Source organism: Acinetobacter sp. 40AMC3-4 (assembly GCF_049898185.1).
Classification (GTDB): domain Bacteria; phylum Pseudomonadota; class Gammaproteobacteria; order Pseudomonadales; family Moraxellaceae; genus Acinetobacter.
The window spans coordinates 56,576-80,043 of sequence record NZ_JAFCXG010000001.1 but is presented as its reverse complement, the minus strand read 5'-3'; the positions used below and the strand labels follow the sequence as shown (position 1 = coordinate 80,043).

19 protein-coding genes and 2 pseudogenes are annotated in these 23,468 nt (G+C 42.9%); 6 read left to right on the top strand and 15 right to left on the bottom strand.

Annotation, left to right across the window (positions count from 1 at the left end; genetic code table 11):
* Positions 1 to 11 precede the first annotated feature (11 nt).
* Positions 12 to 788, top strand: coding sequence for an OmpA family protein (locus ACP7BU_RS00345; protein WP_425878350.1), 777 nt, complete (start codon positions 12 to 14; stop codon positions 786 to 788).
* Between the two features lie 220 nt (positions 789 to 1,008).
* On the opposite strand, the gene ACP7BU_RS00340 is transcribed toward ACP7BU_RS00345, so the two are convergent.
* Together ACP7BU_RS00340 and ACP7BU_RS00335 are read right to left on the bottom strand one after the other, a co-directional pair.
* The gene (locus ACP7BU_RS00340) at positions 1,009 to 1,764 is read right to left on the bottom strand and encodes an AMP-binding protein (RefSeq protein ID WP_425878352.1); all 756 of its coding nucleotides are present in this window, start codon (positions 1,762 to 1,764) and stop codon (positions 1,009 to 1,011) included.
* A gap of 35 nt (positions 1,765 to 1,799) precedes the next feature.
* Positions 1,800 to 2,534: a thermostable hemolysin gene (locus tag ACP7BU_RS00335; protein ID WP_425878354.1), complete on the bottom strand. Its 735-nt coding sequence runs from the start codon at positions 2,532 to 2,534 to the stop codon at positions 1,800 to 1,802.
* A gap of 188 nt (positions 2,535 to 2,722) precedes the next feature.
* Between ACP7BU_RS00335 and ACP7BU_RS00330 the strand changes: the two genes are divergently transcribed.
* Complete coding sequence (locus tag ACP7BU_RS00330) at positions 2,723 to 3,109, top strand: diacylglycerol kinase (protein WP_005107001.1); 387 nt, start codon at positions 2,723 to 2,725, stop codon at positions 3,107 to 3,109.
* A gap of 39 nt (positions 3,110 to 3,148) precedes the next feature.
* Positions 3,149 to 3,859 (top strand): phosphatase PAP2 family protein, encoded by a 711-nt coding sequence (locus tag ACP7BU_RS00325; protein ID WP_425878356.1) that lies wholly within the window; start codon positions 3,149 to 3,151, stop codon positions 3,857 to 3,859.
* Between the two features lie 27 nt (positions 3,860 to 3,886).
* On the opposite strand, the gene ACP7BU_RS00320 is transcribed toward ACP7BU_RS00325, so the two are convergent.
* From ACP7BU_RS00320 to ACP7BU_RS00275, 10 genes and pseudogenes are all read right to left on the bottom strand, one after another.
* Positions 3,887 to 5,206 (bottom strand): sensor histidine kinase, encoded by a 1,320-nt coding sequence (locus ACP7BU_RS00320; RefSeq protein ID WP_425878358.1) that lies wholly within the window; start codon positions 5,204 to 5,206, stop codon positions 3,887 to 3,889.
* A 5-nt stretch (positions 5,207 to 5,211) separates the two neighbouring features.
* A complete protein-coding gene (locus tag ACP7BU_RS00315; RefSeq protein ID WP_425878360.1) occupies positions 5,212 to 5,883 on the bottom strand; it encodes a response regulator transcription factor in 672 nt (223 codons plus the stop codon).
* 1 nt (position 5,884) lies between these two features.
* Positions 5,885 to 7,570, bottom strand: a complete 1,686-nt coding sequence (locus ACP7BU_RS00310; protein ID WP_425878362.1) for a phosphoethanolamine transferase — start codon at positions 7,568 to 7,570, stop codon at positions 5,885 to 5,887.
* A gap of 105 nt (positions 7,571 to 7,675) precedes the next feature.
* Positions 7,676 to 8,752, bottom strand: a pseudogene (locus tag ACP7BU_RS00305) (DUF4010 domain-containing protein); the annotation flags it as partial.
* A gap of 186 nt (positions 8,753 to 8,938) precedes the next feature.
* Positions 8,939 to 10,308: pseudogene (locus ACP7BU_RS00300) on the bottom strand (amidohydrolase family protein).
* Positions 10,309 to 10,351: 43 nt separating this feature from the next.
* Positions 10,352 to 11,272, bottom strand: a complete 921-nt coding sequence (locus tag ACP7BU_RS00295; protein ID WP_004729775.1) for an ABC transporter permease — start codon at positions 11,270 to 11,272, stop codon at positions 10,352 to 10,354.
* Positions 11,273 to 11,305: 33 nt separating this feature from the next.
* The gene (locus ACP7BU_RS00290) at positions 11,306 to 12,403 is read right to left on the bottom strand and encodes an ABC transporter permease (protein WP_312585064.1); all 1,098 of its coding nucleotides are present in this window, start codon (positions 12,401 to 12,403) and stop codon (positions 11,306 to 11,308) included.
* Positions 12,404 to 12,444: 41 nt separating this feature from the next.
* A complete protein-coding gene (locus ACP7BU_RS00285) occupies positions 12,445 to 14,046 on the bottom strand; it encodes an ABC transporter ATP-binding protein (RefSeq protein ID WP_425878365.1) in 1,602 nt (533 codons plus the stop codon).
* Between the two features lie 120 nt (positions 14,047 to 14,166).
* Positions 14,167 to 15,267, bottom strand: coding sequence for a BMP family ABC transporter substrate-binding protein (locus ACP7BU_RS00280; RefSeq protein WP_253114744.1), 1,101 nt, complete (start codon positions 15,265 to 15,267; stop codon positions 14,167 to 14,169).
* Between the two features lie 719 nt (positions 15,268 to 15,986).
* The gene (locus ACP7BU_RS00275) at positions 15,987 to 17,042 is read right to left on the bottom strand and encodes a Rieske 2Fe-2S domain-containing protein (protein WP_425878368.1); all 1,056 of its coding nucleotides are present in this window, start codon (positions 17,040 to 17,042) and stop codon (positions 15,987 to 15,989) included.
* A gap of 279 nt (positions 17,043 to 17,321) precedes the next feature.
* On the opposite strand from ACP7BU_RS00275, the gene ACP7BU_RS00270 reads away from it, so the two are divergent.
* Positions 17,322 to 18,245, top strand: coding sequence for a LysR family transcriptional regulator (locus tag ACP7BU_RS00270; protein ID WP_425878592.1), 924 nt, complete (start codon positions 17,322 to 17,324; stop codon positions 18,243 to 18,245).
* A 76-nt stretch (positions 18,246 to 18,321) separates the two neighbouring features.
* Here ACP7BU_RS00270 and hpxO read toward each other — a convergent pair whose 3' ends face one another.
* Complete coding sequence (gene hpxO, locus ACP7BU_RS00265) at positions 18,322 to 19,479, bottom strand: FAD-dependent urate hydroxylase HpxO (RefSeq protein ID WP_425878370.1); 1,158 nt, start codon at positions 19,477 to 19,479, stop codon at positions 18,322 to 18,324.
* A 210-nt stretch (positions 19,480 to 19,689) separates the two neighbouring features.
* Here hpxO and alc point away from each other — a divergent pair, with 210 nt between their 5' ends.
* Both alc and ACP7BU_RS00255 read left to right on the top strand, forming a co-directional pair.
* A complete protein-coding gene (alc, locus tag ACP7BU_RS00260; protein WP_425878372.1) occupies positions 19,690 to 20,694 on the top strand; it encodes an allantoicase in 1,005 nt (334 codons plus the stop codon).
* 12 nt (positions 20,695 to 20,706) lie between these two features.
* Entirely contained in the window at positions 20,707 to 21,204 is a 498-nt protein-coding gene (locus ACP7BU_RS00255) for an ureidoglycolate lyase (RefSeq protein WP_425878373.1), read from the top strand.
* Positions 21,205 to 21,261: 57 nt separating this feature from the next.
* Here ACP7BU_RS00255 and ACP7BU_RS00250 read toward each other — a convergent pair whose 3' ends face one another.
* Together ACP7BU_RS00250 and ACP7BU_RS00245 are read right to left on the bottom strand one after the other, a co-directional pair.
* Positions 21,262 to 21,975, bottom strand: a complete 714-nt coding sequence (locus ACP7BU_RS00250) for an outer membrane protein OmpK (RefSeq protein ID WP_004280255.1) — start codon at positions 21,973 to 21,975, stop codon at positions 21,262 to 21,264.
* 127 nt (positions 21,976 to 22,102) lie between these two features.
* Positions 22,103 to 23,461: a nucleobase:cation symporter-2 family protein gene (locus ACP7BU_RS00245; RefSeq protein WP_425878376.1), complete on the bottom strand. Its 1,359-nt coding sequence runs from the start codon at positions 23,459 to 23,461 to the stop codon at positions 22,103 to 22,105.
* Between the last annotated feature and the right edge of the window lie 7 nt (positions 23,462 to 23,468).

Below are 23,468 nucleotides of genomic sequence, written 5' to 3'. Positions count from 1 at the left end.
AGAAGCATAAAATGAAAATTAAAATCAAATATTTAAAATTAATAAAGTCAAATAAAATCATTGTCTTATTGTGTTTTTTATTTGGATTAAAAGTGCATGCACAACCTGTAATTGCTGAAGGTAATGTACCGAATAACAGTAGTAAGCAGGCTATCTTAACAAAATTATATTCAACTTATGGTCAGGAAAATGTGGTAGATCGCATTCAGATTCGTCAAGTAGTAGCACCAACGGATTGGTCGAATATAGTCACTGATGTGATTAATGAAGACCTTAAAAAGGTTAAACAGGGAACGTTAACGGTTAAAGGTTCTGATATTCAGCTAACGGGTAAAGTGTCAAATCCTGATGAAATTCATGGTACTACAGTAAAATTTCAGGGTTTAATACCTGTAAACTATCGTTTAAATACACAGCTTTCAGTCAATCAGGCAGAACAGCAGATTATTGATGCTGCATTAAAAAACCGGATTATTGAATTTGAATCTGGCAGTGCAGTATTAGCAACCTCAGGGATACAGATTCTGGATGAAATGGTCAGTGCCTTAAATAAGGTTAGCGGCAAAAAGATCCGGATTATTGGACATACGGATAGTTCAGGCGATACTAATCAAAATCTCATGTTGAGTCAGCAACGTGCACAAGCAGTGAAAGCTTATTTAATCGCAAAAAATATTCCGTCGCATTTGCTCAGTACTGAAGGTTTAGGTTCAAGTAAGCCTGTGGCGGAGAATACAACAGCTGAGGGTCGCAAGAAAAATCGTCGGATTGAATTTGAAGTGCTTTAACGCTGAAGTTGCTTGAGCAGCAGCTATAAAAGTATATGGTGAATGACTTATATGAGTATATCAATCGTATTTCGTATAATGTATATTATGTTAAATCCGATACACCTAACAATAAGTTCATATCTTCCTTGTCCATAAAAGTGAATTTTGAAATTTTTAGAAGAAAATTGAATTAATCAGTCCAGCCCAATAAAACTGGGCTGATACTTTATTGTGGGATTTAGCAGACGCTCTGCACTGCATTTACAAACCGCTCTGTCTCAAAAGTATGATTAGATGTCAGGCCAAACTGGCTCACCTCGCCAACAATTACGGCGCGTCCCATGCTCAGTGCGACATAAATGCCGGCAATATTTTCTAATAAGGTGGCAAATGGAATCAGGCACAAATGCCGTCCAAGCTGACTGCTGGCCAGTGCCTGGCTCAGTGAATGAGTAATAGACTCAATGGTGTCTTCAGCCAGACACACGCCTTTCGGTGTCCCGGTACTGCCCGAGGTATAGGTGATTTTTGCCGGTTGCTGGGTTTGTAAAGAAGATGAATACTGTACTGCCTGCTCTAGCTGAAAAAAGCGTGCATGTAGCTGGCCAGTAATGGAAATCTCATCTCTACTCATGTCTTTAGCTAGATTTAACAGCCATTCTGGTGCAGAGAAAGATTCATCCAGAATACAGAGCAGCTCGGTTCGGCTGTCAGAAAGCAGATGCCGTACCTGCGCTGCAGTAAAAAATAGAGGCACCGGAATCACGGTCATGCCGGCTTTTTGTGCGGCAAGATCGACTACAATCCAGTCTATACTATTTATGCCCCACAAGGCCAGATGGCGCAGATTAAGCTGCTTGAAACTGACACTCAATAATTCTATCCGCCGTTGTAGTTCCGCATAGTTCAGCGTTGCCTGTGCGGTGACTACCGCTTCTCGTTGCGGATATTGTCGTGCTTGCAGGTTGATACGTTCAAATAAAGCAGTCATCATTTAAATTCTGTGCCTCGCTGATCAAGCAAAATGCTTTAATGACTAAATTGATAAAGTTGACGAGCGACTTGTAGGGCTTCTGCCACATCAATCGCCAGCACATAAGGTTTCTGCTGGTAATAACTGCCCCACAGGCGTTGTGCCTCTCCAAGGACTTGCGGATCAGCCTTTTCAAGCACATGAAAACGTAATCCCATCTGTTGCAACACATAACGTACTGCAGTTGTTCCGGTACATACTGCCCATTCGATGTGTTGCTGCGAGAGATGAAAAACCAGAAAGGCCACCATCAGTTTGGCTTTGTCCATATCTAGTGCTGTCAGATTGCCAATTTCTACTACTTTGTCTCGGCTGACCCTGGTCTGGCTCAGTTTGCTTAATATGTTTTCAACGGGTTCATCGAGATACTGTTCCAGAAAGGCATTAAATTGATTTAAATACTGCATACCAATCACCACCTGCATCTCGGCTCCGTGATAACCGGCAAACAGGGTCGAAGAGAAGCTCGATACAGTGGCCTGATGGACTTGCTGATATTTTTCCTGAATAAAATTTTCCAGGCTACGGCGTTCAGGTGTCTCACTTTGTTCTACAGTTTTGACCGTCAAATGTAGCGATTGATCCTGTGCTGAAATTACCGGATACGCCGGAGGTACTTGTAGTAAAAATTTATTGTGATTGATTTGTTTTTTATATTCAGGCTGCTTGAAATATGTATTTAGAAAGTGAATCTGACTAGATAAATAAGGATCAAAACTAAACTTGATCATTTGGCTCACACCACGAAATTAACTTGCTACTCAAGATAGAAGTCCAAACTTAAAAAATTCTTAATTTTGTGCAAAAGAATGTAAAAGCTATGTGTATAAAAAATCCAGAGAACGGCCGGTTTTTTTAAGAGCATTTTAAGATTGAAAATTTAAGTTATTCCTATCTCTCTATTGACTGAATCTGCTTTATGTCTTCCTACCGATCACCTTATAAAGGCACCTCAGGAACGCAGCGTATTTTTAATGCGACCCGTTATTCCATGGCTGGTTTTAAAACCGCCTTTCAAAATGAGGCCGCCTTCCGGCAGATCCTGCTGATTAATCTTATTTTGATTCCTCTAAGCTTTTGGATGCCAGTTAGCCGAGTTGAGCAAGCGCTGATGGTCGCCGTATGCCTACTGGCGTTGATCATTGAACTGATTAACTCAGCGATAGAGGCAGTGGTAGACCGTATTTCCATGGAACGGCATGAACTGTCTAAAAATGCCAAGGATATGGGCAGTGCGGCTCAGTTTGTAGCACTCAGTTTAATTGCTCTGACCTGGGGCATCATTTTGGCTGGTCATTTGATTTGACCTCTGCTCTTGCTACTGCCTGAAATGGACAACTTAAAAATGATCACTGACCGTTCCCGGTTTTTACTGACCCAAACTTTACTTTTGATCTTCAGTTTTTTGATTCTTCTCAACTTCTTTGACATTGGAGGAGTGCTGGACTTACAGCTCATCTATCCCTTTATCGATGATCAGGGTCAATTTCCCCTTCGACAACAATGGGCACTGGCAGAACTCAATCATCGCTATGTGAAAGACCTGCTGATTCTGGTGTATATCACATTATTACTGGCCTGGTTGGCATCACTAAAATGGCAGAACTGGCATACGCGGCGCTGGGAATTTGGCTATTTCTTTAGCATGGTGGTGCTGACCACGGCCTCGATCGGAATTTTAAAATCTCAGTCGGCCCATGCCTGTCCCTGGGATATGACCATACCTACCCATAACGGGATTTTGTGGGATTTTAGTGCTACTGCGGGCCACTGTTTTCCTGGAGGGCATGCATCTAGTGGTTTTGCGTTGATGGCTGGTTATTTTGTTTATCGCATTTCTAACCGCAAGCGTGCTTATTTTCTTCTGATCGCTGCAGTAATTTTAGGGTTGACCATGGGCTGGGCACAAATGATGCGCGGAGCACATTTCCTGAGTCATAATTTATGGACTGGCTGGATTATCTGGTGCATGAATGTCATTGGCTATACGCTGTTTAGCCATAAACTACCCATAGAAAAGACCACTCCTATACTCTCTAGTATCAGGCAACCTTAACTCCAAAAAAACCAGAAGCTTATTCGCTTAGGCTTCGATTAAAGGAAGCTTGACCTGTACACAAAGGCCACTCAGATTGGTACTTCGCGAAAATTCTAGTGTTCCACCCAAGCGCTCGGTGGCTTTATCTACAATGGATAAACCCAAACCGCTGCCAATTTCTGCATGGTTATGTATCCGGTAGAAGCGTTGCCGGATCTGATTGAATTGAGCAGGATCTATCCCTGCCCCACTGTCTTCAATTTGTAAAACCGCCTGCCGTCCTTGCTGGAAAATAGATACATTAATCACGCCATCCTTCGGACTGTATTTAATTGCATTATCAATTAAATTATAAATAATCGAGTGCAAAGCTGAAACCTGGCCCTGAATCTGCAGTTCCTGTTGCTGTTCTACGCCCAAATCAATGTCTTTCTGTAGCGCCAATTGAATTAGTTCTTCGATACAGGTGACTGTCATTTGATTCAGTGATAGCAATTGAACAGGTTCGCTTAAACCTTCGGTCACATCCTGTTTTGCCAGACTCAATAACTGGTTGACCAGATGCTGCATACGCAAAATGCCTTGACTCAAATTATGGATAGACTCGCTTTGAGGGAACTGCTGTAGCAAAATTTGCAGCTGTAAGTTTAGTGCTGTCAGTGGCGTGCGTAATTCATGGGCAGAATCTGCTACAAATTGACGTTGTTCCTGTTGGGCCAGAGAAATGCGGCCAAACAAATAATTCATTTCCTGAATGGTCGGTTCCAGCTCCAAGGGATAATCTTTCATTGCAATTGGCTTTAAGTCTTGTGCCTTGCGGCTGGCCAATTCAGTTTTAAAATCATTGAGCGGCTGAAAGTTTTTCCGGATCATCCAGCCTAAGCCAAATACTGCAAAAGGTAAAAAAAGCACATAAGGAAGAAACATATTGGCTGCCAGCTCCAGCGCCAGTTCCTGCCGGACATTTTGCTGCTGGCTCACCTGAATCTGTAATTGCTTACCAGGAATAATATAAGTTAACCAGGTTCCATACGGCGTTTGATGCTTGTAGAAACCTGCTTTCCTGACCGGCGCCACCAGAACATCCTGCGGATGCAAGGAAGTGGCTGTATCTGTATAGGACCAGATATCTACAAATAAATCTTCTTCACTGTACTGTTTTGCCAGATCGATTTGACTTTGTAAGGGTTGCGGATGATTTTCTGAAATACGTTCTGCCAGAGTTTGCATCTGTTTATCCAGTACTTCATTAATTTCTTCGAGCGCAATCCGGTATGCTGCAAAGATTAGCACACAGCCCAGTACCACGCTAAATAATGAAATATAAATAACCAGACGTTTTTGCAAGGAATAACGTTTTTGCATGGTGCTCATCCTAAGCGATACCCTAGCCCACGTATGGTACGTATGAAGTCTTTTCCTAGTTTTGCCCGCAGATGATGGATATAGACTTCCACCGTATTACTGCTGACATCACTGTCAAAATCATAAAGCTTGTCTTCCAGATCATTTTTAGAAAAAATTTTGCTAGGATGCATGAGGAGTGCCGTGAGAATAGACCACTCCCGATTAGACAACTCGATCGGTTCACCATTAAAGCATGCGATGTGCTGTTCCAGATCCAGTTCCAGTCCACTGTGTGATAACTTCTTATTAATGTCTATCCCGGTGTTTTTTAAGCTACTACGTCGCAGCAAGGCATGAATACGGGCCAGCAGCTCGTCAAATTCATAGGGTTTAATCAAGTAATCATCTGCTCCCTGATTCAGCCCATCCACCCGGTTTTGTAATTGGTCCCGGGCGGAGATAATCAGTACCGGTAAATTTGGAAACTTCTGCCGGATATTTTTTAGCACCAGCATGCCATCCATCATCGGCAAGCCTAAATCGAGCAGGACAATATCGTAGACCTGCTGCTGTAACTGTTTTAAACCCTCAATCCCATTATTGACCCAGTACACATCAAACTGATGCAGCTTGAGCAATGTTTCAGTCGACTCGGCAATCATAAAGTCATCTTCAATAATCAGTATTTTATGCATTTCAAGCTCTGTTCTTTAATGATGGTGAGCATTGTGCAAGCATATCATTTTTAGCTTCAGTCACTTGCGTTTTTATATCCAGCATACTTAATAAACTGGGGAAAAGATGATCTTGACTACGGGCCTGTCCGGTCTGTGCTTTAAGACAGCTGACTTGCTGGGTATTCTGCTGCTTCCAGGCATCGGAGAACCACATCAGCATCGGGACATGGGTTTGCTGGGTCGGTGCCATACTATAAGGTGTACCATGCAGGTATAAACCATGCTCTCCGGTAGATTCTCCATGATCAGACAGGTACCAGAAACCGGTCTGATATTGAGTCTGCTGCTTTAAAGTTTCAATGATCTGGGCAAGAACATGGTCTGTATATACAATCGAATTATCATAGCTATTCTTTAATTCTTCTGTACTGCAGCCCTGAATGGCATTGGTCTTACAGGTCGGTTGAAATGGCTGATATGGCGCTTTGGAACGCTTGAAATATGCGGGGCCATGACTGCCCATCTGATGCAGTACAATTAATTGTGGTTTCGGGTTGTTTTTATCCAGATGCGCCAGATAATCTTTCAGGCTATCCACCAGGATTTCATCAAAACATTCACCACCAGCATCACACCACTTCTGTTTCAGTTGTGCCGGAATCTGATACTTTTGTACCCGGTCACAGGCACCTTTACAGCCTGAGTTATTATCAATCCAGGTCACCTGATATCCGGCGCGCTGAGCAATATCCAGCAAACCTTCACGGTGGCTGGCTAGCTGTTCATCATAGGTTTCACGTGACATGCCCGAAAACATACAAGGCACTGAAACGGCAGTTGCAGTTCCACAAGAGCTCACCTGATTGAAATTAATCACCGCTAACTTGCTCAGTTCAGGATTGGTATTGCGCGCATAGCCATTTAAAGCAAAACTCTCGGCACGTGCAGTTTCTCCAACAACTAGCACCATCAATTTGGGATGATCCTGCATTTGGGCCTGCTGTAACAGATGAGCATCTTCGCCAAAAGCCACCAAAGGTAAATTCGCTTTAGGTGCTTTCTTTTTATAATAGGATAAGGTGGACGCGATGCTATTTTGTGGAGAAAGCATACCCTTCAGATCGCGGTGCTCACGGAAGATGGCGGCATAATCGACATAGAAACAGAACAATAAACCTAGAATCAGTCCGAGTGAGACTACACTGCTCAGGCTTTTATGCACCAGCTGATGCCCAAGCGATGCAGGCTGAATTTTAAGCATCCAGATGATAAAAAGTGGAAAAATTACAAACACCAGTGTCCAGATCACCAGTCGCATTGACCAGAGATCTCGAACTTCACGGGCATCGGTTTGCAGCATATTCTGGATCTGGTCAGGCGTAATAACGACCCCCAGACTATTGACAAAATAAGCACTAAAGCCACCCAGAATGATCAAGACACTGGCCAGTATTTTGGCGTTCCATTTCCAGTTCAGCCACTGTAATACCAGGTTGTAAAACGCAATAATGATCAGTGCCGTAGCGACCAGTAACAGACCTGCTTTTAGATTGGCATAAGGCGTAAATTCATGAATTTTTTGATAGAAAGCAAAGTTTAGGATCAATCCCAGCCACATAGCCAGCAACATGTTGAAGCCTGAAAGACTAATCGACTTTTTAGGTCGCTGACTAAAAGAAGACGAATGGGAAAACAGCTTCAGCATGATCCGTGGCTCAAAGACTTTAAGATGCTTTAGCCTAGAATCTGAATCTTAAAAATGACTTAAAATGATTGGATCATTTCATAATATATGCAAACCCGCTCTTCTTTATTTCAAACTCAGAAGAATAAAGATAAGTCCTAACATATGTAGAATCTGGCTAGGCGCAAAATACAGAAAAAACTTCCATCCCCCGGTCACAAAAGAATTGATACTTTTAGACACCGCATGTGCCGCAAGTCCAATCATGACAGCATAAATTAAAGTCAGGTTGTGAGGATTTCCTTGTATCACTACACCTGCTACAGCAGCATGCACTTCAAATAAAGAGGCTAAAAAAGTACCTAAAATTAAGCCGCTATCTCCCAGTAAAAGATTTGCGCCGTAAATCCCGGCCTGGATTAAGGTCAAACTGACCGCAATAATCACCGCTTCTTTGATACTGAACATTCGGCTATCAATTTCTTGTATTTCATTGATGGTCGTACTGTTATCCGCTTGGGGAGTTCGATAAATCAAGAATCCGGCTGCAATACATAAAATTCCGATCCCCACCAAACTCGGAATCAGCAGGAACTTGAACCACTCTACGCTCACTCCCAGAACAATCAGCAAGAGCTGTAATAAGGTGGCAATACAGGAAATCAATCCGGCGCCTGCATTTAATTTTGCACTGGCCCGCCCGGATCGGACTTGCATGCCCAAACTGGCAATCGTGGCCGTACTGGAGACAAATCCCGAGGCTAAGGCAGATAAAATGAGAGCCTTATCATTGGATAGGATTCGTTTTGCCACATGTGCCATGGACTGCACAATCAAGATTAAAATGAGTAGTTTAAGGATGATATAGGGATTCAGTACGGCGCCCCACAAGGGCTTATTGGGCATGACCGGCAACGCAATCAATATCAAAGCCAATAAAAGTAAGCCATCTCTTAACTCATAGCTTTGGATCGTTTTTCCGGCAAATTGATGCAATGTCTGTTTGCCCATCAGGATAATCGTGAGTAGAACCGCCATCCCTGCAGCCAGTGGGATATTCCACACACAAATAGCGCCAATGATATAAGTCATCAAAAAAGCCAGTTCAGTGGTAGATCCAATATCTTGTTTTTGTTGAAACAGGCTATACACACAGAACAGGCTGACCGCTACAGCTCCTATCACCCCAATATAGAGATGCAAAGGGGTAAATTCAAAGAATGGTTTTATAGCTTATTAGATGCAATTTAGAAGTGAATGAATGAAACTCATCTAAAGATTAGAAAATATCAGTCTATTCACTCTGTTTAATTTCATTTAAATCATTCGTTAGAAAGGCGTCTGAGGTCACCCCACTATCAATGAATAACCTCAACATCCACGTAAATCTTAAAATTCTTCCCGCTGTAATTCATTCACCGTTTGCCCCTGCTTTGCAAACCACTGATCACGACGTTCAAACAAGCGTGGCGCCGCCTGATTCACTTGATCAATTAGAGCCTGTAAATCGGCATTGATCAAACGGCCATTTTTAACCACAATCTGTCCCGCCACCATCGTCATCACGACATCTTGGCCTTGAACTGCATGGACTAAATTGGTATGCAAATTAAATAATTTTCTATGATCAATCAAAGGCGTCATCCGCGGTGTATCCAGTTTCACCGCAATCAGGTCGGCCTGTTTGCCGACTTCCAATGAACCAATTTCATCTTGCATACCCAAGGCTTTAGCTCCTGTAATCGTAGCCATTTGACAGACTGACCAGGTATCCAGGGCAGCCGCATCTAAATTCGAAAACTTGGCCAATAATGATGCCGTTTTCATTTCTTCAAATAGATCCAGGTTATTGTTTTCTTTTTCTCCATCAGTACCCAGACCCACCGCAATGCCTTGGCGTAGCATTTCAACCACAGGGGCTGCACCGGAGGCCAATTTCATATTGGAAATCGGGTTATGGGCGACACCGACCGCATGTTGCCTTAAAATCTGAATTTCATTTGCATCTGCCCAGACGCAATGTGCCAACAGGGTTTTAGGCAGATCTAGCAAGCCTAGCTTTTGCAGACTTTCAATCGGGCGAATGCCTGAACGGCGCAGGTTTTCCTGTACATCAAATTGGCTTTCATTGCTATGAGTATGAAAACCGGTTTGATAATCCTGACAAAGTTTCTCAATACGGCTTAATGCTGAAGCTTCAGCATAAAACAGGTGCTCTAAACCTACCCAAACCTGAATACGTCCATTCGCCTGCTGATGCCAACGGTTGATTAAAGCCTCATTACTTTTTAAGGTTTCAAAATAATTGTGATCCGGATGCTCTGCGACATAGGGTACGAGAACGGCACGAATTCCCAATGCTTGCGCAGCTTCAGCACTTCCGTCCATATAACGCCACATATCAACGATGGTGGTCGTTCCCGACAATAGTGCCTCAGCATAACATAAATAGGAGGCGATTTTCGCATCCTCTGGTGTCAACACCCGGTGCATCGGGTCAATATACTGCTGTAACCAATCCCAAACCGGTAATCCTTCAGCCGTACCACGCAATAAACCGGAATGACAATGGGTATTGATCAAGCCCGGCATCAGGATCGTTTGTGGGTAATCCTCAATGAGCACCTCTGGATAGCATTGGGTTAACTCAATGTACCCACTGCTTTTATTTTGTCACCATCAATCAGTATCGCGCCATTTTTAATACATTCATTCTGCGTGTTCATGGTAAGGACATAGGAAGCTGTTAAAATTTTCATGATTTATACTCAAATCTATTCTATTTATGATGAATGGCTGCGGTTATGGCACGAAGGTTTTGCCTAAAGAAGATGGCAAATTCATTTTGAGTACTTTTTTATTCCGTGAAATCATGACCAGTACCACAATGGTGGCTATATAGGGCAATGCGGCAAGCAGCTCGTTCGGCACCTTGATTCCAAGCGCCTGGGCGTGAAATTGCAAAATGGTTACGCCCCCAAACAGGTAAGCGCCGAGCATTAAACGTGTTGGTTTCCACACCGCAAATACTACCAGTGCAATGGCAATCCAGCCGCGGCCTGCCACCATATTTTCAATCCACATCGGGGTATATACGGTCGATAAAAATGCTCCGCCAACCCCTGCCATCAAACCGCCAAATAGCACTGCGCCATAACGAATCGCCAACACGTGATAACCCATGGCATGCGCACTTTCCGGTGATTCTCCGACTGCTTTAAGCAATAAGCCCAAACGGGTTTTGGCCAAGACAAACCACACCAGAAAGAAGACCAAGATTGACAGATAAACCACATAGTTTTGCTGGAACAAAATCGGACCCAATACTGGAATATCCGCTAATAGTGGAATATTAAAATTAGCCAGACCCGGTAAAGCCATACTGACGTAGTTCTGTCCCAAAAATGCAGAGATACCGAGTCCAAAAATGGTTAAAGCCAAACCGCACGCGGATTGATTGGTACTTAAAGACAAGGTAAAAAAGGCAAAAATCAGGGCCATCAGCATGCCTGCCAGACCACCCATCAATAAGGCACTTAATACACTGGCATCATATTGCGCAGCAAAAGCAAAACCTGCAATTGCACCGACCAGCATCATCCCTTCTACTCCAAGATTAATCACACCTGTCCGCTGTGTGACCAATTCCCCCAGACCTGCGAAAATCAGTGGTGTTGCTGCTGCAACAGTACCTGCAAGAATTGCAGTTATTTCTAAAGCCATATCATGCTTCCTTTTGCTGTAGACAACATTGGGTTAGAGGGTGGTTGCTGTGGACTGAGGGACCGGTGGCACCATTTTTTTGCTAAACCGGTAACGGTTTTCAATTAATGCATCGGAAGCCAACAGGAAAAATAACAGCAGGCCCTGGAAAATACCGGTAATCGCGACCGGAAGCTGCAACTGCATTTGTGCCATTTCGCCGCCCAGATAAATCAGCGCCATAAAACAGCCTGACAGCACAATACCGATGGGGTTTAAACGCCCTAGATAGGCCACGATAATCGCTGCATAGCCATAACCTGGGGACAGGTTCGGATTCAGCTGACCAATAGGTCCAGCCACTTCACAGATTCCGGCAATACCTGCCATCATCCCGGAAATCACCAGACTCATCCAGATCGCTTTGGAGGAAGAAAAACCTGCGTATTTGGCAGCTAAAGGTGCCTGACCGCTGACTTCCAGTTTATAGGCCGTCAGACTTTTACGCATAAAAACCCAGAACAGAAGGACTGCAAAAAAAGTGATAAAAATAGAGGTATTAATGCGTGTGCCTTCTACAATAAATGGCAGCGTCGCACTCTCACTAAAAACCACCGATTGAGGGAAGTTCATCCCTTCCGGATCACGCCAGGGACCATTGACTAGGTACAGCAACACACATACTGCGACATAATTCATCATCAGGGTGGTCAGGGTTTCTTCAGCATTAAAATGGGTTTTCAGTAAGGCAGGAATTGCACCCCAGAGTGCCCCACCAAGTGCGCCCATAACGATCATTAACGGGAGAATCCAGCAGCCGATGTGATCATGAAATAAAATCGCAATACCACCGCCAAAAATCGCGCCCATGGTGAGCTGACCTTCAGCACCGATATTGAATAATTTCGCCCGGAATCCGACCGCCAGTCCCAAGGCAATCAGAATCAGAGGCCCGGCTTTCACTGCCAGTTCACTCCAGCCATAAGACGACGTCAGCGGTTCAATAAAGAAGATGTACATGGCTTGCGCGGGATTAATCCCCAACATTAAAAACAGAATACTACCGACAATCAGCATGGCTAGCAGCGCAATGAGCGGTGAAAGCCACTTCATGATTTGAGAGGGATGTTCACGCGGTTCCAGTAAATGCATGTCGCTCTCCTCTCAACCTGTATATTTGTTTTTTTGTTATATTAAGCATGAGCTTGCTGCTCCTCTACTATGATCGCAGTGTCATGGCCTGGAATGCCTGACATCAAGATTCCAACATTTTCAGTATTGGTTTCATGAGTAGGTATCGCTGGAGATAGTTCACCATTGGCCAACACGCAGAGACGATCACTGATTTCAAACAGCTCTTCTAATTCTTCTGAAATCACCAAAATGGCAACACCTTGTCGAGAGAGATCAATCAGGGTTTGCCGGATAAACATGGACGCGCCCACATCAACGCCCCAGGTCGGTTGAGCCACAATCAGGAATTTCGGGTTTTGCAAAATTTCCCGGCCGACAATAAATTTTTGTAGATTTCCACCGGACAAGGAACGTGCTTCTGCCTCTGGGCCACTGGCTTTCACCCCGAATTTTTCAATACAGTGCTCGGCAAAAAGCTTACATTGTGCAAACTTGATTAATCCCCATTGCGTTAGGTTCTGCCGAAATGCGGTCAGCAAGGTATTCTGGGACAGTGTCATGTTCGGGACTGCTCCTCGGCCCAGACGTTCTTCAGGGACAAAGCCCAGGCCCAAATCACGCCGTTGTCCAGAACTGAATCGGGAAATATCGATTTGATCCAGAACCATCCGGCCATGTTTCAGGCTATTTTCACCCGACAATAAAGACAGTAATTCTGCTTGCCCATTGCCAGAAATCCCGGAAATTCCTACAATTTCACCGGCAAAAATATTTAAATTGATATTTTTCAGCGACACACCAAATGGGTCGTCGGACTGGTAATTGAGATTCTCAACCTGGAATAATATCTGTTTTTCACCTGTATATTCAGGGCGTACATAGGTCGGTAAATCACGGCCAATCATTAAGCGTGCTAAATCACTAGTACTGTTGTCTTTGGGATTAACATTTCCGGTGACACGGCCATTGCGTAAGATGGTCGCTTCATCACAGAGTTCTTTGATCTCGTGTAATTTATGACTGATATATAAAATTGAAACGCCTTGGGAGGCCAATAACCGTAAAGTTTTAAACAGTTGCCGTACCGCTTGTGGTGTCAATACTGAAGTCGGTTCATCTAAAATGATTAAAGCGGGATTTTGCAAAAGGCAGCGAATAATTTCGACACGTTGCCGCTCACCTACCGATAAAGAATGTACTTCGCGGCGTGGATCAATCGGTAAACCATATTGTTCTGAAACTTCAATAATTTTTTGGCTCAGGACTTTTAAATGAATCTTTTCATCCAGTCCCAGCAAAATATTTTCCACTACGGTCAAGGTTTCAAATAAAGAGAAATGCTGATAGACCATGCCAATCCCGAGTTTTCTTGCCATCGACGGGTTATCAATATGAACTTCTTTACCGTTCCAGAGGATTTGTCCTTGATTGGCCTTGGTTGCCCCATAAATGATTTTCATCAGGGTACTTTTGCCAGCACCATTTTCACCCAAAATGGCATGAATTTGCCCAGGTTGAACGGTTAAATGTATCTGGTCATTCGCTTTCAATGAATTGTAACTTTTACAGATATTGATGAGCTGTAAACGCGGTACACCTGAAGAAGAACGTGCGTTCAACTCTTGCGCATGAGCAGATCTATCGTCTTGAGAGGTCATCATCAGTGCCCTATTCAATGCTGTGACAGTGCGGCATCCATCTGAAGCGTGCAGGCATTCAGATGGATGCGGGAAAGTACATCAAAGTATTTAAAGTTTTTTGAATTGCAAAATGACAAAGCTTTATTTCGGTAATGAACCCTCTACGCCCTTCACGTAGTAATTCATTTTGCTTAGTGCCGCATCATCTAGGCGCTTGCCCTTTGCCAAGACCAATGTGCCATCCTGTTTATGAATCGGGCCGGTAAATGGATGCAGTGTGCCTTTTAAAATGCCATCACGTACGCTGAGCGCTTTTGCTTTAGAGGCTGCCGACACTGAAGGACCAAAGCTTTCGATATCAACGGCTTTTTGTTTTACGCCATACCACATTGCACTTGGTTTCCAGGTTTTCTTGCTGACTTGCGTCATTACCGGAGTATAAATTTTTTCCCAATGTAAAACCGATGCAGCAAGATGCGCTTTAGGGCCAAATTTGCTCATGTCAGAATCCCAGCCAAAAGCAAAGACACCTTTTTGTTCAGCCGCCTGTACCACTGCTGGAGAATCGGTATTTTGCATCAGCACATCTGCGCCTTGAGCAATCAAAGCCAAGGCTGCATCACGTTCTTTGCCCGGGTTAAACCATGAATTCACCCAAATGACTTTGGTTTTAATTTTTGGATTTACACTTTGTGCACCGAGGGTATAGGCATTGATATTACGGATAACTTCAGGAATCGGAAAAGACGCAACTACACCCAAAACATTATTTTTGGTTTTTTGCCCTGCGACCACACCCAGCATATAAGCACCTTCATAGGTACGGACATCGTAGACCCCTAAGTTTTTGCCCTGCTTATAACCGGTTGCATGCATAAATACTGTATTGGGAAATTGCTTGGATACTTTCTCCATTGCATTCATATAACCAAACGAAGTCGCAAAAATGACTTTATTGCCTTGTTGTGCCAGGTTGCGGATCACACGTTCGGCATCTGCTGTTTCAGGGACATTTTCGATATAAGAGGTTTTATATTTTCCTGCGAGGGTTTTTTCAGCCTTAATCCGGCCCTGATCGTGAGAATAGGTCCAGCCATGGTCGCTGGTTGGGCCAATATAAACAAATGCGGCTTTATCTTGGGCCTGAACATTGGCGACAGCGGCCATGCCCATTACACCACTTGCCATTAATACCCCTACCAATTTTTTCAATCCGGTTTTCAAGCTATTTTTTTCTTTCATTCTATTCTGCTCTTGGTTGTTCTGTGTCATGCAACACATGCTTTAAAATGACTTCACGCAAATGTGCTCAGTCTGTTCAAGATATAATTAGCAATAAGCATTCCAGTTTTTATAAAAATAATAGAAATAGGGTTTTAAAATAAAATGTTTTTTGTTTTTATAATTTAATTAAGGCGTAATGATATTAAATTTATAAAAGCTTATTTTATGATTGATAGGGGGTTTAATTTATCAAATGGATTTATTTTTTATTTTTGCTTATTAGTGGTGCGATAAAATAAAATGCCTTAAATTTGCGCATTCCTTTTTTAATCCAAGCTTCATATTTTTCATGAGCAAAGATAAATTAAAATGATAGAACCATGTATTGAGACTCATTGAGGGAATGGGATTTTTTTAGATATAAATCATTAATATTTAAATATATTAATAGTTTTTTTATAGTTAGGTTTAGCTTGTAATACGCCGAAAGGATGATGTTCTGTAGATATTTTTATTTTCTCTCCTCATTGAAGGAGGTTGGAAATCTCTAATCGGAGCTTGCCTGGATTGATTTATTTAATTTCCAAATTTTGAAAATATTAATCAATTTTAATTAAGAAATAAGGACATATAAATAATATTTTGATCATTCAAAAATAATATAAATAAAAACCACTATATTGAAATATAGGGTTTCTATTTAAAATTTAATCCATATTTTTAAATTTTAAAATATATTAGACAATATAACGTTTACTTAATCCCCACTCGGCTAAGATTCGACGATAGGTCGTTGAAGAGCGATCTGCTTCAAAATGCGCTTCCATAGAAATATCGAGCGGTAATTCTTCAGGTTTTTGGCTTTCTACCATGTCCTGATCTTCGGCAAAAATTTGTGCATTGAAGTCATATACCGCCTGTAAATCTCCTGTGGTATCGAAGTTGCGTGTCAGTGGTACAAATAAACGGGTTTTATTGTGTGAGACCGGACAACAGGCATTGAGAATTTTTAATTGTCCCTGTTCTGGGAAATGTACAGTTAGCACCGCAGAAAACGGTGGATAGACATCAAATACACGTTTCCACAAAAAGCCTTCCGGTGCCAGATCTTGCATACCATGTGGATAGTTGCTGACACTGCTGACATATTCGGTATGCAGGCCGTAATTTGTACGTTCTGTCGTGTATTTGGGTACAACCTGATTTTCAGGATCTGCGAAAGAACCCTGATGAACCCAGGCAAAATGTGCAACATCAATAAAGCCTTCCAGTTGACGGCCACTCGAACCGGCAATATCCAAAAACGGCGGTAAAATTGCCTGATGATCTGGCATCTCCCAGGTATCTAAAACAGGAAAATTGGCTTTTGCTTCGTCACGGCCAAAAATACTGGTCCAGATCAAGCCATATTTTTGCACTACTGGAAATTTGGTCAGAGAAAAGCGCTCAGAAATGTTGGTCAGCTCGGGTTGTGCAGGAATTTTGATACATTTTCCCTGGCCATTGTAGTGTAAGCCATGATAAGGACAGACCAGATTTTCACCCGAAACCCAGCCTTTGGTTAAGGGTACGCCCCGGTGTGGACAGAGATCACGAACCAGGTGAATTGCACCACTGTCTGTTTTATACAGTGCAAGTTTGACATCAAGCAGGGTTACTTGTTGCGGTTGGGTAGAAACGTCCTGAATCCGTGCAACCGGATACCAGTGACGAGCCAGAATGTCCCAGTCCTGATCATCAAACTGGCTATAGCAGGGTTTGTTGAATAAATTGATGACTGGAATGGCGTTCATATCAAACCTATATTCTTACTGTGGATGGTCTCTTTTTACAGGCCTTGAACAGTGCATAACTGTGCAATTTTGGCTTTGCTTATGATTGAAATTACTGAATTTATTGTCATTCTGTCTATTAGAATGATTCGTACTATTCATTCTTGAAATTAGAACACATCAACCATGTACAAATGTACTTGCCGATTAAAGCTGCCTTCTTTGGCATAAAACTCGCATAAACACGTTTATCTCAAATATTGATATGAATAAAAGGTGGTTCTTCGCTTGACTAAATTAATGAATACGCCTTTTTCCCGATTTTCAGAATATTTTATCGCGGTGGCGAAAACGGGAAGTTTACGCAAGGCCGCAGATCAATTATTCATTTCCGTGTCTGCAGTACATCGGCAAATTGCTTTGGCTGAAGAAGAACTGGGAATTGTGTTATTTGAGCGTTTGCCCCATGGTTTAAAACTGACACTGGCGGGTGAATTACTCTATGCCGATGTTTTAAAATGGCAAAAAGAATTCCAGCAAACCCGGATTCGCTTTGATGAAATTCAGGGGCTTACGCGTGGGACCATCGAATTCGGTTTAATTTCTGCCTTAAATGATGGTTTTGTCATGCAGTCCGTGCAATATATGTATGAACATTATCCCTGGATTAATTTTAATATCCGGGTCGCAGACAGTGAAATCGTAGCCAAAAAAGTGATTGAGGCAGAACTGGATTTTGGCCTGATCCTGAATCCGAAATCCCATCAACATATTGAAGTCCTGCACTTTCTGGAACTGCCTTTAGGTTTTGTGATGGGTAAGTCTCATCCTTTTGCTCAAGCAGAAAAGATTTATTTTTCAGATACCTTGAATGACAACCATTTTATTCCGGCCGACCCCCTGATTATTCATGATTATGTACAGGCACTGTATAAACATCATCAATTTATACCTGCACGTAAAACGGAATCGAATGATATCCGCCTGATGAATACTCTCATTAAGGCGAATTCCGGGATTGGAATTTTTAGTTATCTCGATGTTTTACCCTATGTCGAGCGAGATGAAGTGGTCTTTAAACCTATCTCTGAAAAAGGACTGCATCCGCTGACCATTGCCTTGTGTGTGGCGCCTAAACGCCAAATTTCACGCGTTTCCCAGTTGATGATTAAACATATGATTGAACAAATGGAAACCTTAAAAAGCAAGGTGCAGCAACTGTAGTATTTTCATACTTAAATAACAAAAACCGCGATGGCTAAAATCGCGGTTTCTCGATATGTGATGCTATTAATTAGACTTAATCCAATGGATTACCCACAATATTGCTAATAATGCCTTTCATAATATGTGGGCCTTGTTCTTTCCGTAGGTCTGCATACCAGTCTTTGGTAATTTGCTCATCTTTCATATGCGTGACATCACAACGCTTACGTGCACGTAGCAGCAATTCATTGGCGCGTTCATTGCGTTTATTCTGATAGCGTTTCAGGGCATCTTCCAGACCTAGCGTATTAATTTGTAAGGCACGTGCCAGATAGACCGCATCTTCCATTGCCTGGCAACCTCCCTGCCCGATATCCGGTGTGGTGCTATGTGCTGCATCCCCTAAAATTACCACACGGCCCTTATAAAACTGGGTAAAAGGCTCAATATCATGGATCTCGACACGATTGGTTTTCTGCTCATCAATACTGTCAATTAAGCGCTGAACCTGGGAGCACCAGCCAGAGAAATATTGCTTTAATAAGATCTTATATTCCGAACGTTGATTCTCCAGACCTGCGGGCAATGGCACATCAAAGAAGAAATAAAAGCGATGCTCTGCCACAGGCATCAGTGAAGCGCGTTTGCCTTCACCGACAAAAGTGGTCCACTGCTGTGCGGGCGCTAAATCTTCAGAGATCTCAACCAGTCCGTTCCAGTTCACATAGCCAGCATAACGGCGTTCAACCTGTTTGCCCAATACATACTGACGCGTCATGGAATGGGTACCATCTGCGCCAATCAATAATGCTGCAGAAACAGTGCTGCCATCCTGAAAACCGATTTCAACGTGTTGCCCCTTATCCTCAATAGACACCATTTTTTTACCGAGCTGAATATCCTGCCGGCCAAACTCATCCATTAACATATTTTGTAATTCAGCACGCGATACCGGATATGGACGTTGACCGACTTCTTCAATTAACGGCGCCAAACTAAACTGCGTCATGACCTCGCCATTCAAACCATCGATATAGGCTAAGTCATTCATCTGGCCACCTAACTTTGCTACCTGTTCAGTTAAGCCCAGATAGTTCAAACACTTCACCCCGTTTGACCACAAGGAAATTGCAGCACCGACAGGTAAAATCTGTTCTGCCTGCTCATAGATGGTGACCCGATGTCCGAACTTTTTTAGTGCAATTCCTGTGGTTAACCCGCCCATGCCTGCCCCAATAATTGCAATCTCCATCTATTCCTCCTGGCTATTTCATCTTCATTGCCAGCTAAAATGCTAAAAACGTGCCATCCTGAAAAAAATGCACTAAAAAAATAGCAAGAGTTGGCACACGCTGTGCTTTTAAATTCCTTCAATGTCCTGTTTTTATAAAGGCAGAAGACCTAAATTTGTATTTATAAAAGTGCATATTCATGTGACGTATACCAATGATGGAAATTTAAGATGGCGACCTTATTAGCTCCAATTTTTGATCTGCCTGCTCCAGTACAGCAGTTAACTAACCTTGCAGATGCCCGAATTGGCGCAGAAATTCTTGAATGTTCAGATGAGTTTTTTGCTGAAGCAAAACGCATGTTGCAATTTGAGGCACCGGTCTTTATCGAAGACAAGTTTGATGAGCATGGCAAATGGATGGATGGCTGGGAAACCCGTCGCAAGCGCCACACGGGCTATGATTGGGCCATCATTAAACTTGCTGTTGCAGGTCAAATACAGGCACTGGATATTGATACGACTTTTTTTAGCGGTAATTATCCGGCCTCTGCTGCTGTGCAAGCATGTTATGCGCCAGATGGAAATCTTGATCAGGCAGAATGGATCAGCATTATAGAAAATAATGTCTTGGGCCCCAGCCAGCATCATATTGTTCAGATTTCAGCAAAGCAGATATTTACCCATGTCCGTTTGAATATTTATCCTGACGGTGGGATTGCACGTTTTAAGGTCTATGGTCAGGTAAAAATCAATCTGCAAGATAGTGATCAAATGCTAGATGTTTTGGCACTAGAACATGGTGGCCGTGTCGTTGCCTATAGCGATGCGCATTTTGGACATCCACGCAATCTGATTAATCCGGGACGTGGCATTAACATGGGCGATGGCTGGGAAACCAAACGGCGTCGTGCTCCAGGATTTGACTGGTGCATTTTGGCTTTAGGCGCCAGTGCCCGAATCGAGAAAATTGAAATTGATACCGCCCATTTTAAGGGAAATTTCCCTGCAGAGGTTTCTATTCAAGCCATCTATGTTGAGGATGCAACCGATGAGCAACTCATTCCACAAAGCATGTTCTGGCCTTTTTTGTTAGAAGCTCAGCCCATGCAAATGGATCATATTCATCATTACATCAATGAAATTTTACAGCACGAAAAAATTTCCCATATTCGTGTCAACATGATTCCCGATGGTGGTATTAGCCGGATTCGGCTCTGGGGAAAATTGGCCTAAATGATGAAGAGCATGTATATGCAAAGCATAAAAATACAGTCTTTAAGCACGGAAAATTTTCTGCCTTTTGGAGAAGTCATTGCCTGTCAGGGTAATCATTATTTTCATATCAATGAGCAGCAGACTGAGCGTTATCATGCCCTGTCTGAAGTAGAAAGTGATGCCAAGGTTGGACTGAGTATTTTTAGAAATATGCAAGCTACGGCAATTCCTTTTCAAATCTCGATGCTGGAAAGACATCCTCTGGGTTCACAGGCTTTTATTCCAATGCACGGCCAGCAATTTTTAATCGTTGTAGCGCCTGAACTTGATTATACACAGCCCGATATTAGTCAGATTCAGGTATTTATCAGTGATGGTTCTCAAGGGATAAATTATCGTGCCGGAACCTGGCATCATCCATTATTGACCCTTGAAGCACCCAGCGAGTTTGTCGTAGTGGATCGTATAGGTAGCGGATCAAATTGTGATGTTCATCCTTTTCCTGAAAACATCCAGATCGTATTTTAAACGCATTAAAAAAAGCCCTTTTATCAGGGCTTTTAACTTATTTCTTCATCACTTTGCCTAGAAGTGATATTTCACTAAAGCACTGACATTATTTTCATCGGCATTTGGGATACCGAATTTGTTGTTCCAGATAGAATGTTCAATCCCCAGATATAAATTGGTGTCTGGAGAAATGTGTTTACCGACATTCCATTTCCATTGGGTGGTCCAGTTCATCTCGCTGTCATGAGTATCTTCTTCTGTAGACCAGTCCAAGAAGCCATCCACCAGAAATTCTTCAGTTCCCAGTTTAATTGGCACGCCATAGGTCAGTGTCAACTGGTAATCATCATCAATATTCTCATTATTCACGCGATAAAGGTTAATGCTGGCATAACGGAAATATGGAATATCCAGATCGAAACCTACGCCGTACAGGAAGTTATCAAAACCCTCTCCACCTTCCCAGGTCGTTGAAACCAGTACATCTTTAACCGGACCAAAGGCAAGCTTCTGACCCGACACTTCACCCAAGCTCAAACGTGGTGAAAATTCAAAATAACTTGATTTAAAGTCATCTGCACCGCGCATACGGTCAATGAAGAAGAAGACATCTGCATATTTTACTTTTGCCGTATATTCAAAGGTCGCAGTCGCCTGTTTCTCATCGACCACCTCATAGTTTTCTCCATAAAGTCCGGTGACACTGAAGTCTTGCCAGATCGGTTTTGCCTGTGCGGATGCCGCACCCAATACAAGTAATGTTGCAGCAGTAAGTTGAGTGAATTTCATAAATAAGGGTCCCCAATGGAATGAAAGAATCACATTCTGAATTAAGCAAAAACAAAGCCAACATTTTTAATTTTTGATAAAAAAAACAGCCCATTTTCTGGACTGTTTTCATCCTGGTTTAAATTTTCTAATGTGGAATCTTTGCCACAATTTCTGTAGTCGCTGTGCTTTTATTTTTAAATAGGTTCAGATGATTGAACAACAGGTTGAGTAAAATGGCCATTAAGCAGGTTGAGCTAATCCCCGAATGAAACAAGGTTTGCACCCATTTTGGAAAGTTGGCATAAAAGGAATGATCAATAATGGGAATCATGCCGGCTGCAATAGCCGTCGCAACAATGATAAGATTTTTTTGCTCGTTATAATCAATTTTAGCCAAGGTACGAATCCCGCTTGCAGCGACTGTTCCAAAAAGTACCAGACCTGCACCACCTAATACCGGTACAGGAATGGCAGCAATCAAACGTCCCATAATTGGCAGTAAACCCAACACGACTAAAATCATGCCCCCAGCTGCGACCACAAAGCGGCTTTTAATTCCGGTAATCGCCACCAAGCCGACATTTTGCGCAAAAGCACTTTGCATAAATGAACCAAAAACCGGTGCCATCGCACTCGATAACATATCGGCACGCAAGCCATTCGAGATACGATCCGCATCCACTTTGGTACCTACAATCTCACCCACTGCAATGATATCTGCTGTGGTTTCGGTCATAATCACTAGCGTAACGATAAGCATGGAAATGATGGCAGTGAGCTCAAAAGTCGGTAGTCCAAAGGCGAAGAAGCTGGGTACCTGAATCCATGTTCCATTCGCAACTTTAGAGAAATCACCAAAACCGAATAAATAAGCCAGTACTGAACCTAAAACAATTGCCAGTAAAATAGACAAGCGACGAATAGCAGCATGTCGGCTCAAATTCAGGCAGACGACTAAAGCTAAAGTCATGAGTGCCAGACCAATATTTTCGATACTTCCCCATTCTGGTGCCTTGGGATTGCCGCCCATCATCCAGCGGACTGCCACCGGCAATAAAGACAAACCAATGATAGTAATGATGCAACCGGTCACGACTGGTGGAAAGAAACGGATAATTTTGGAAAAATAAGGTGCGAGGAAAAAACCGATCAATGATGCGACAACGACTGCACCGTAGACGGCTTGCAAACCACCGCCTGTAGTCACAATCGCCACCATCGTTGCGACACCGGCAAAAGAAACCCCTTGCACCAAAGGTAGTTTTGCACCGATATATTTCCCCCCAACGGTTTGCAAAATTGTGGCTAAACCACCGACAAATAGCGCCGCCGCAATCAATAATCCAATTTGATAAGCTTCTAGGCCGGCTGCTGTTCCCACGATTAAAGGTGGTGCAATAATTCCACCATACATGGTCAGTACGTGTTGCAAACCATAAGCTGCACTTTTCCCCGCACCTAAATATTCATGTTCAGGTGATATTGTTTTACTTTGTTCTGTCATTTTTCTC

Bases quoted from the DNA above. Each gene is read 5' to 3' on its own strand.
- ACP7BU_RS00250 (WP_004280255.1), bottom strand. From the start codon at position 21,975: ATGAAATTCACTCAACTTACTGCTGCAACATTACTTGTATTGGGTGCG.
- ACP7BU_RS00340 (WP_425878352.1), bottom strand. From the start codon at position 1,764: ATGATGACTGCTTTATTTGAACGTATCAACCTGCAAGCACGACAATAT.
- ACP7BU_RS00280 (WP_253114744.1), bottom strand. From the start codon at position 15,267: ATGAAAGAAAAAAATAGCTTGAAAACCGGATTGAAAAAATTGGTAGGG.
- ACP7BU_RS00335 (WP_425878354.1), bottom strand. From the start codon at position 2,534: ATGATCAAGTTTAGTTTTGATCCTTATTTATCTAGTCAGATTCACTTT.
- ACP7BU_RS00245 (WP_425878376.1), bottom strand. From the start codon at position 23,461: ATGACAGAACAAAGTAAAACAATATCACCTGAACATGAATATTTAGGT.
- ACP7BU_RS00320 (WP_425878358.1), bottom strand. From the start codon at position 5,206: ATGCAAAAACGTTATTCCTTGCAAAAACGTCTGGTTATTTATATTTCA.
- ACP7BU_RS00285 (WP_425878365.1), bottom strand. From the start codon at position 14,046: ATGATGACCTCTCAAGACGATAGATCTGCTCATGCGCAAGAGTTGAAC.
- ACP7BU_RS00275 (WP_425878368.1), bottom strand. From the start codon at position 17,042: ATGAACGCCATTCCAGTCATCAATTTATTCAACAAACCCTGCTATAGC.
- ACP7BU_RS00330 (WP_005107001.1), top strand. From the start codon at position 2,723: ATGTCTTCCTACCGATCACCTTATAAAGGCACCTCAGGAACGCAGCGT.
- hpxO (WP_425878370.1), bottom strand. From the start codon at position 19,479: ATGGAGATTGCAATTATTGGGGCAGGCATGGGCGGGTTAACCACAGGA.
- ACP7BU_RS00270 (WP_425878592.1), top strand. From the start codon at position 17,322: ATGAATACGCCTTTTTCCCGATTTTCAGAATATTTTATCGCGGTGGCG.
- alc (WP_425878372.1), top strand. From the start codon at position 19,690: ATGGCGACCTTATTAGCTCCAATTTTTGATCTGCCTGCTCCAGTACAG.
- ACP7BU_RS00290 (WP_312585064.1), bottom strand. From the start codon at position 12,403: ATGCATTTACTGGAACCGCGTGAACATCCCTCTCAAATCATGAAGTGG.
- ACP7BU_RS00295 (WP_004729775.1), bottom strand. From the start codon at position 11,272: ATGGCTTTAGAAATAACTGCAATTCTTGCAGGTACTGTTGCAGCAGCA.
- ACP7BU_RS00310 (WP_425878362.1), bottom strand. From the start codon at position 7,570: ATGCTGAAGCTGTTTTCCCATTCGTCTTCTTTTAGTCAGCGACCTAAA.
- ACP7BU_RS00325 (WP_425878356.1), top strand. From the start codon at position 3,149: ATGATCACTGACCGTTCCCGGTTTTTACTGACCCAAACTTTACTTTTG.
- ACP7BU_RS00255 (WP_425878373.1), top strand. From the start codon at position 20,707: ATGTATATGCAAAGCATAAAAATACAGTCTTTAAGCACGGAAAATTTT.
- ACP7BU_RS00315 (WP_425878360.1), bottom strand. From the start codon at position 5,883: ATGCATAAAATACTGATTATTGAAGATGACTTTATGATTGCCGAGTCG.
- ACP7BU_RS00345 (WP_425878350.1), top strand. From the start codon at position 12: ATGAAAATTAAAATCAAATATTTAAAATTAATAAAGTCAAATAAAATC.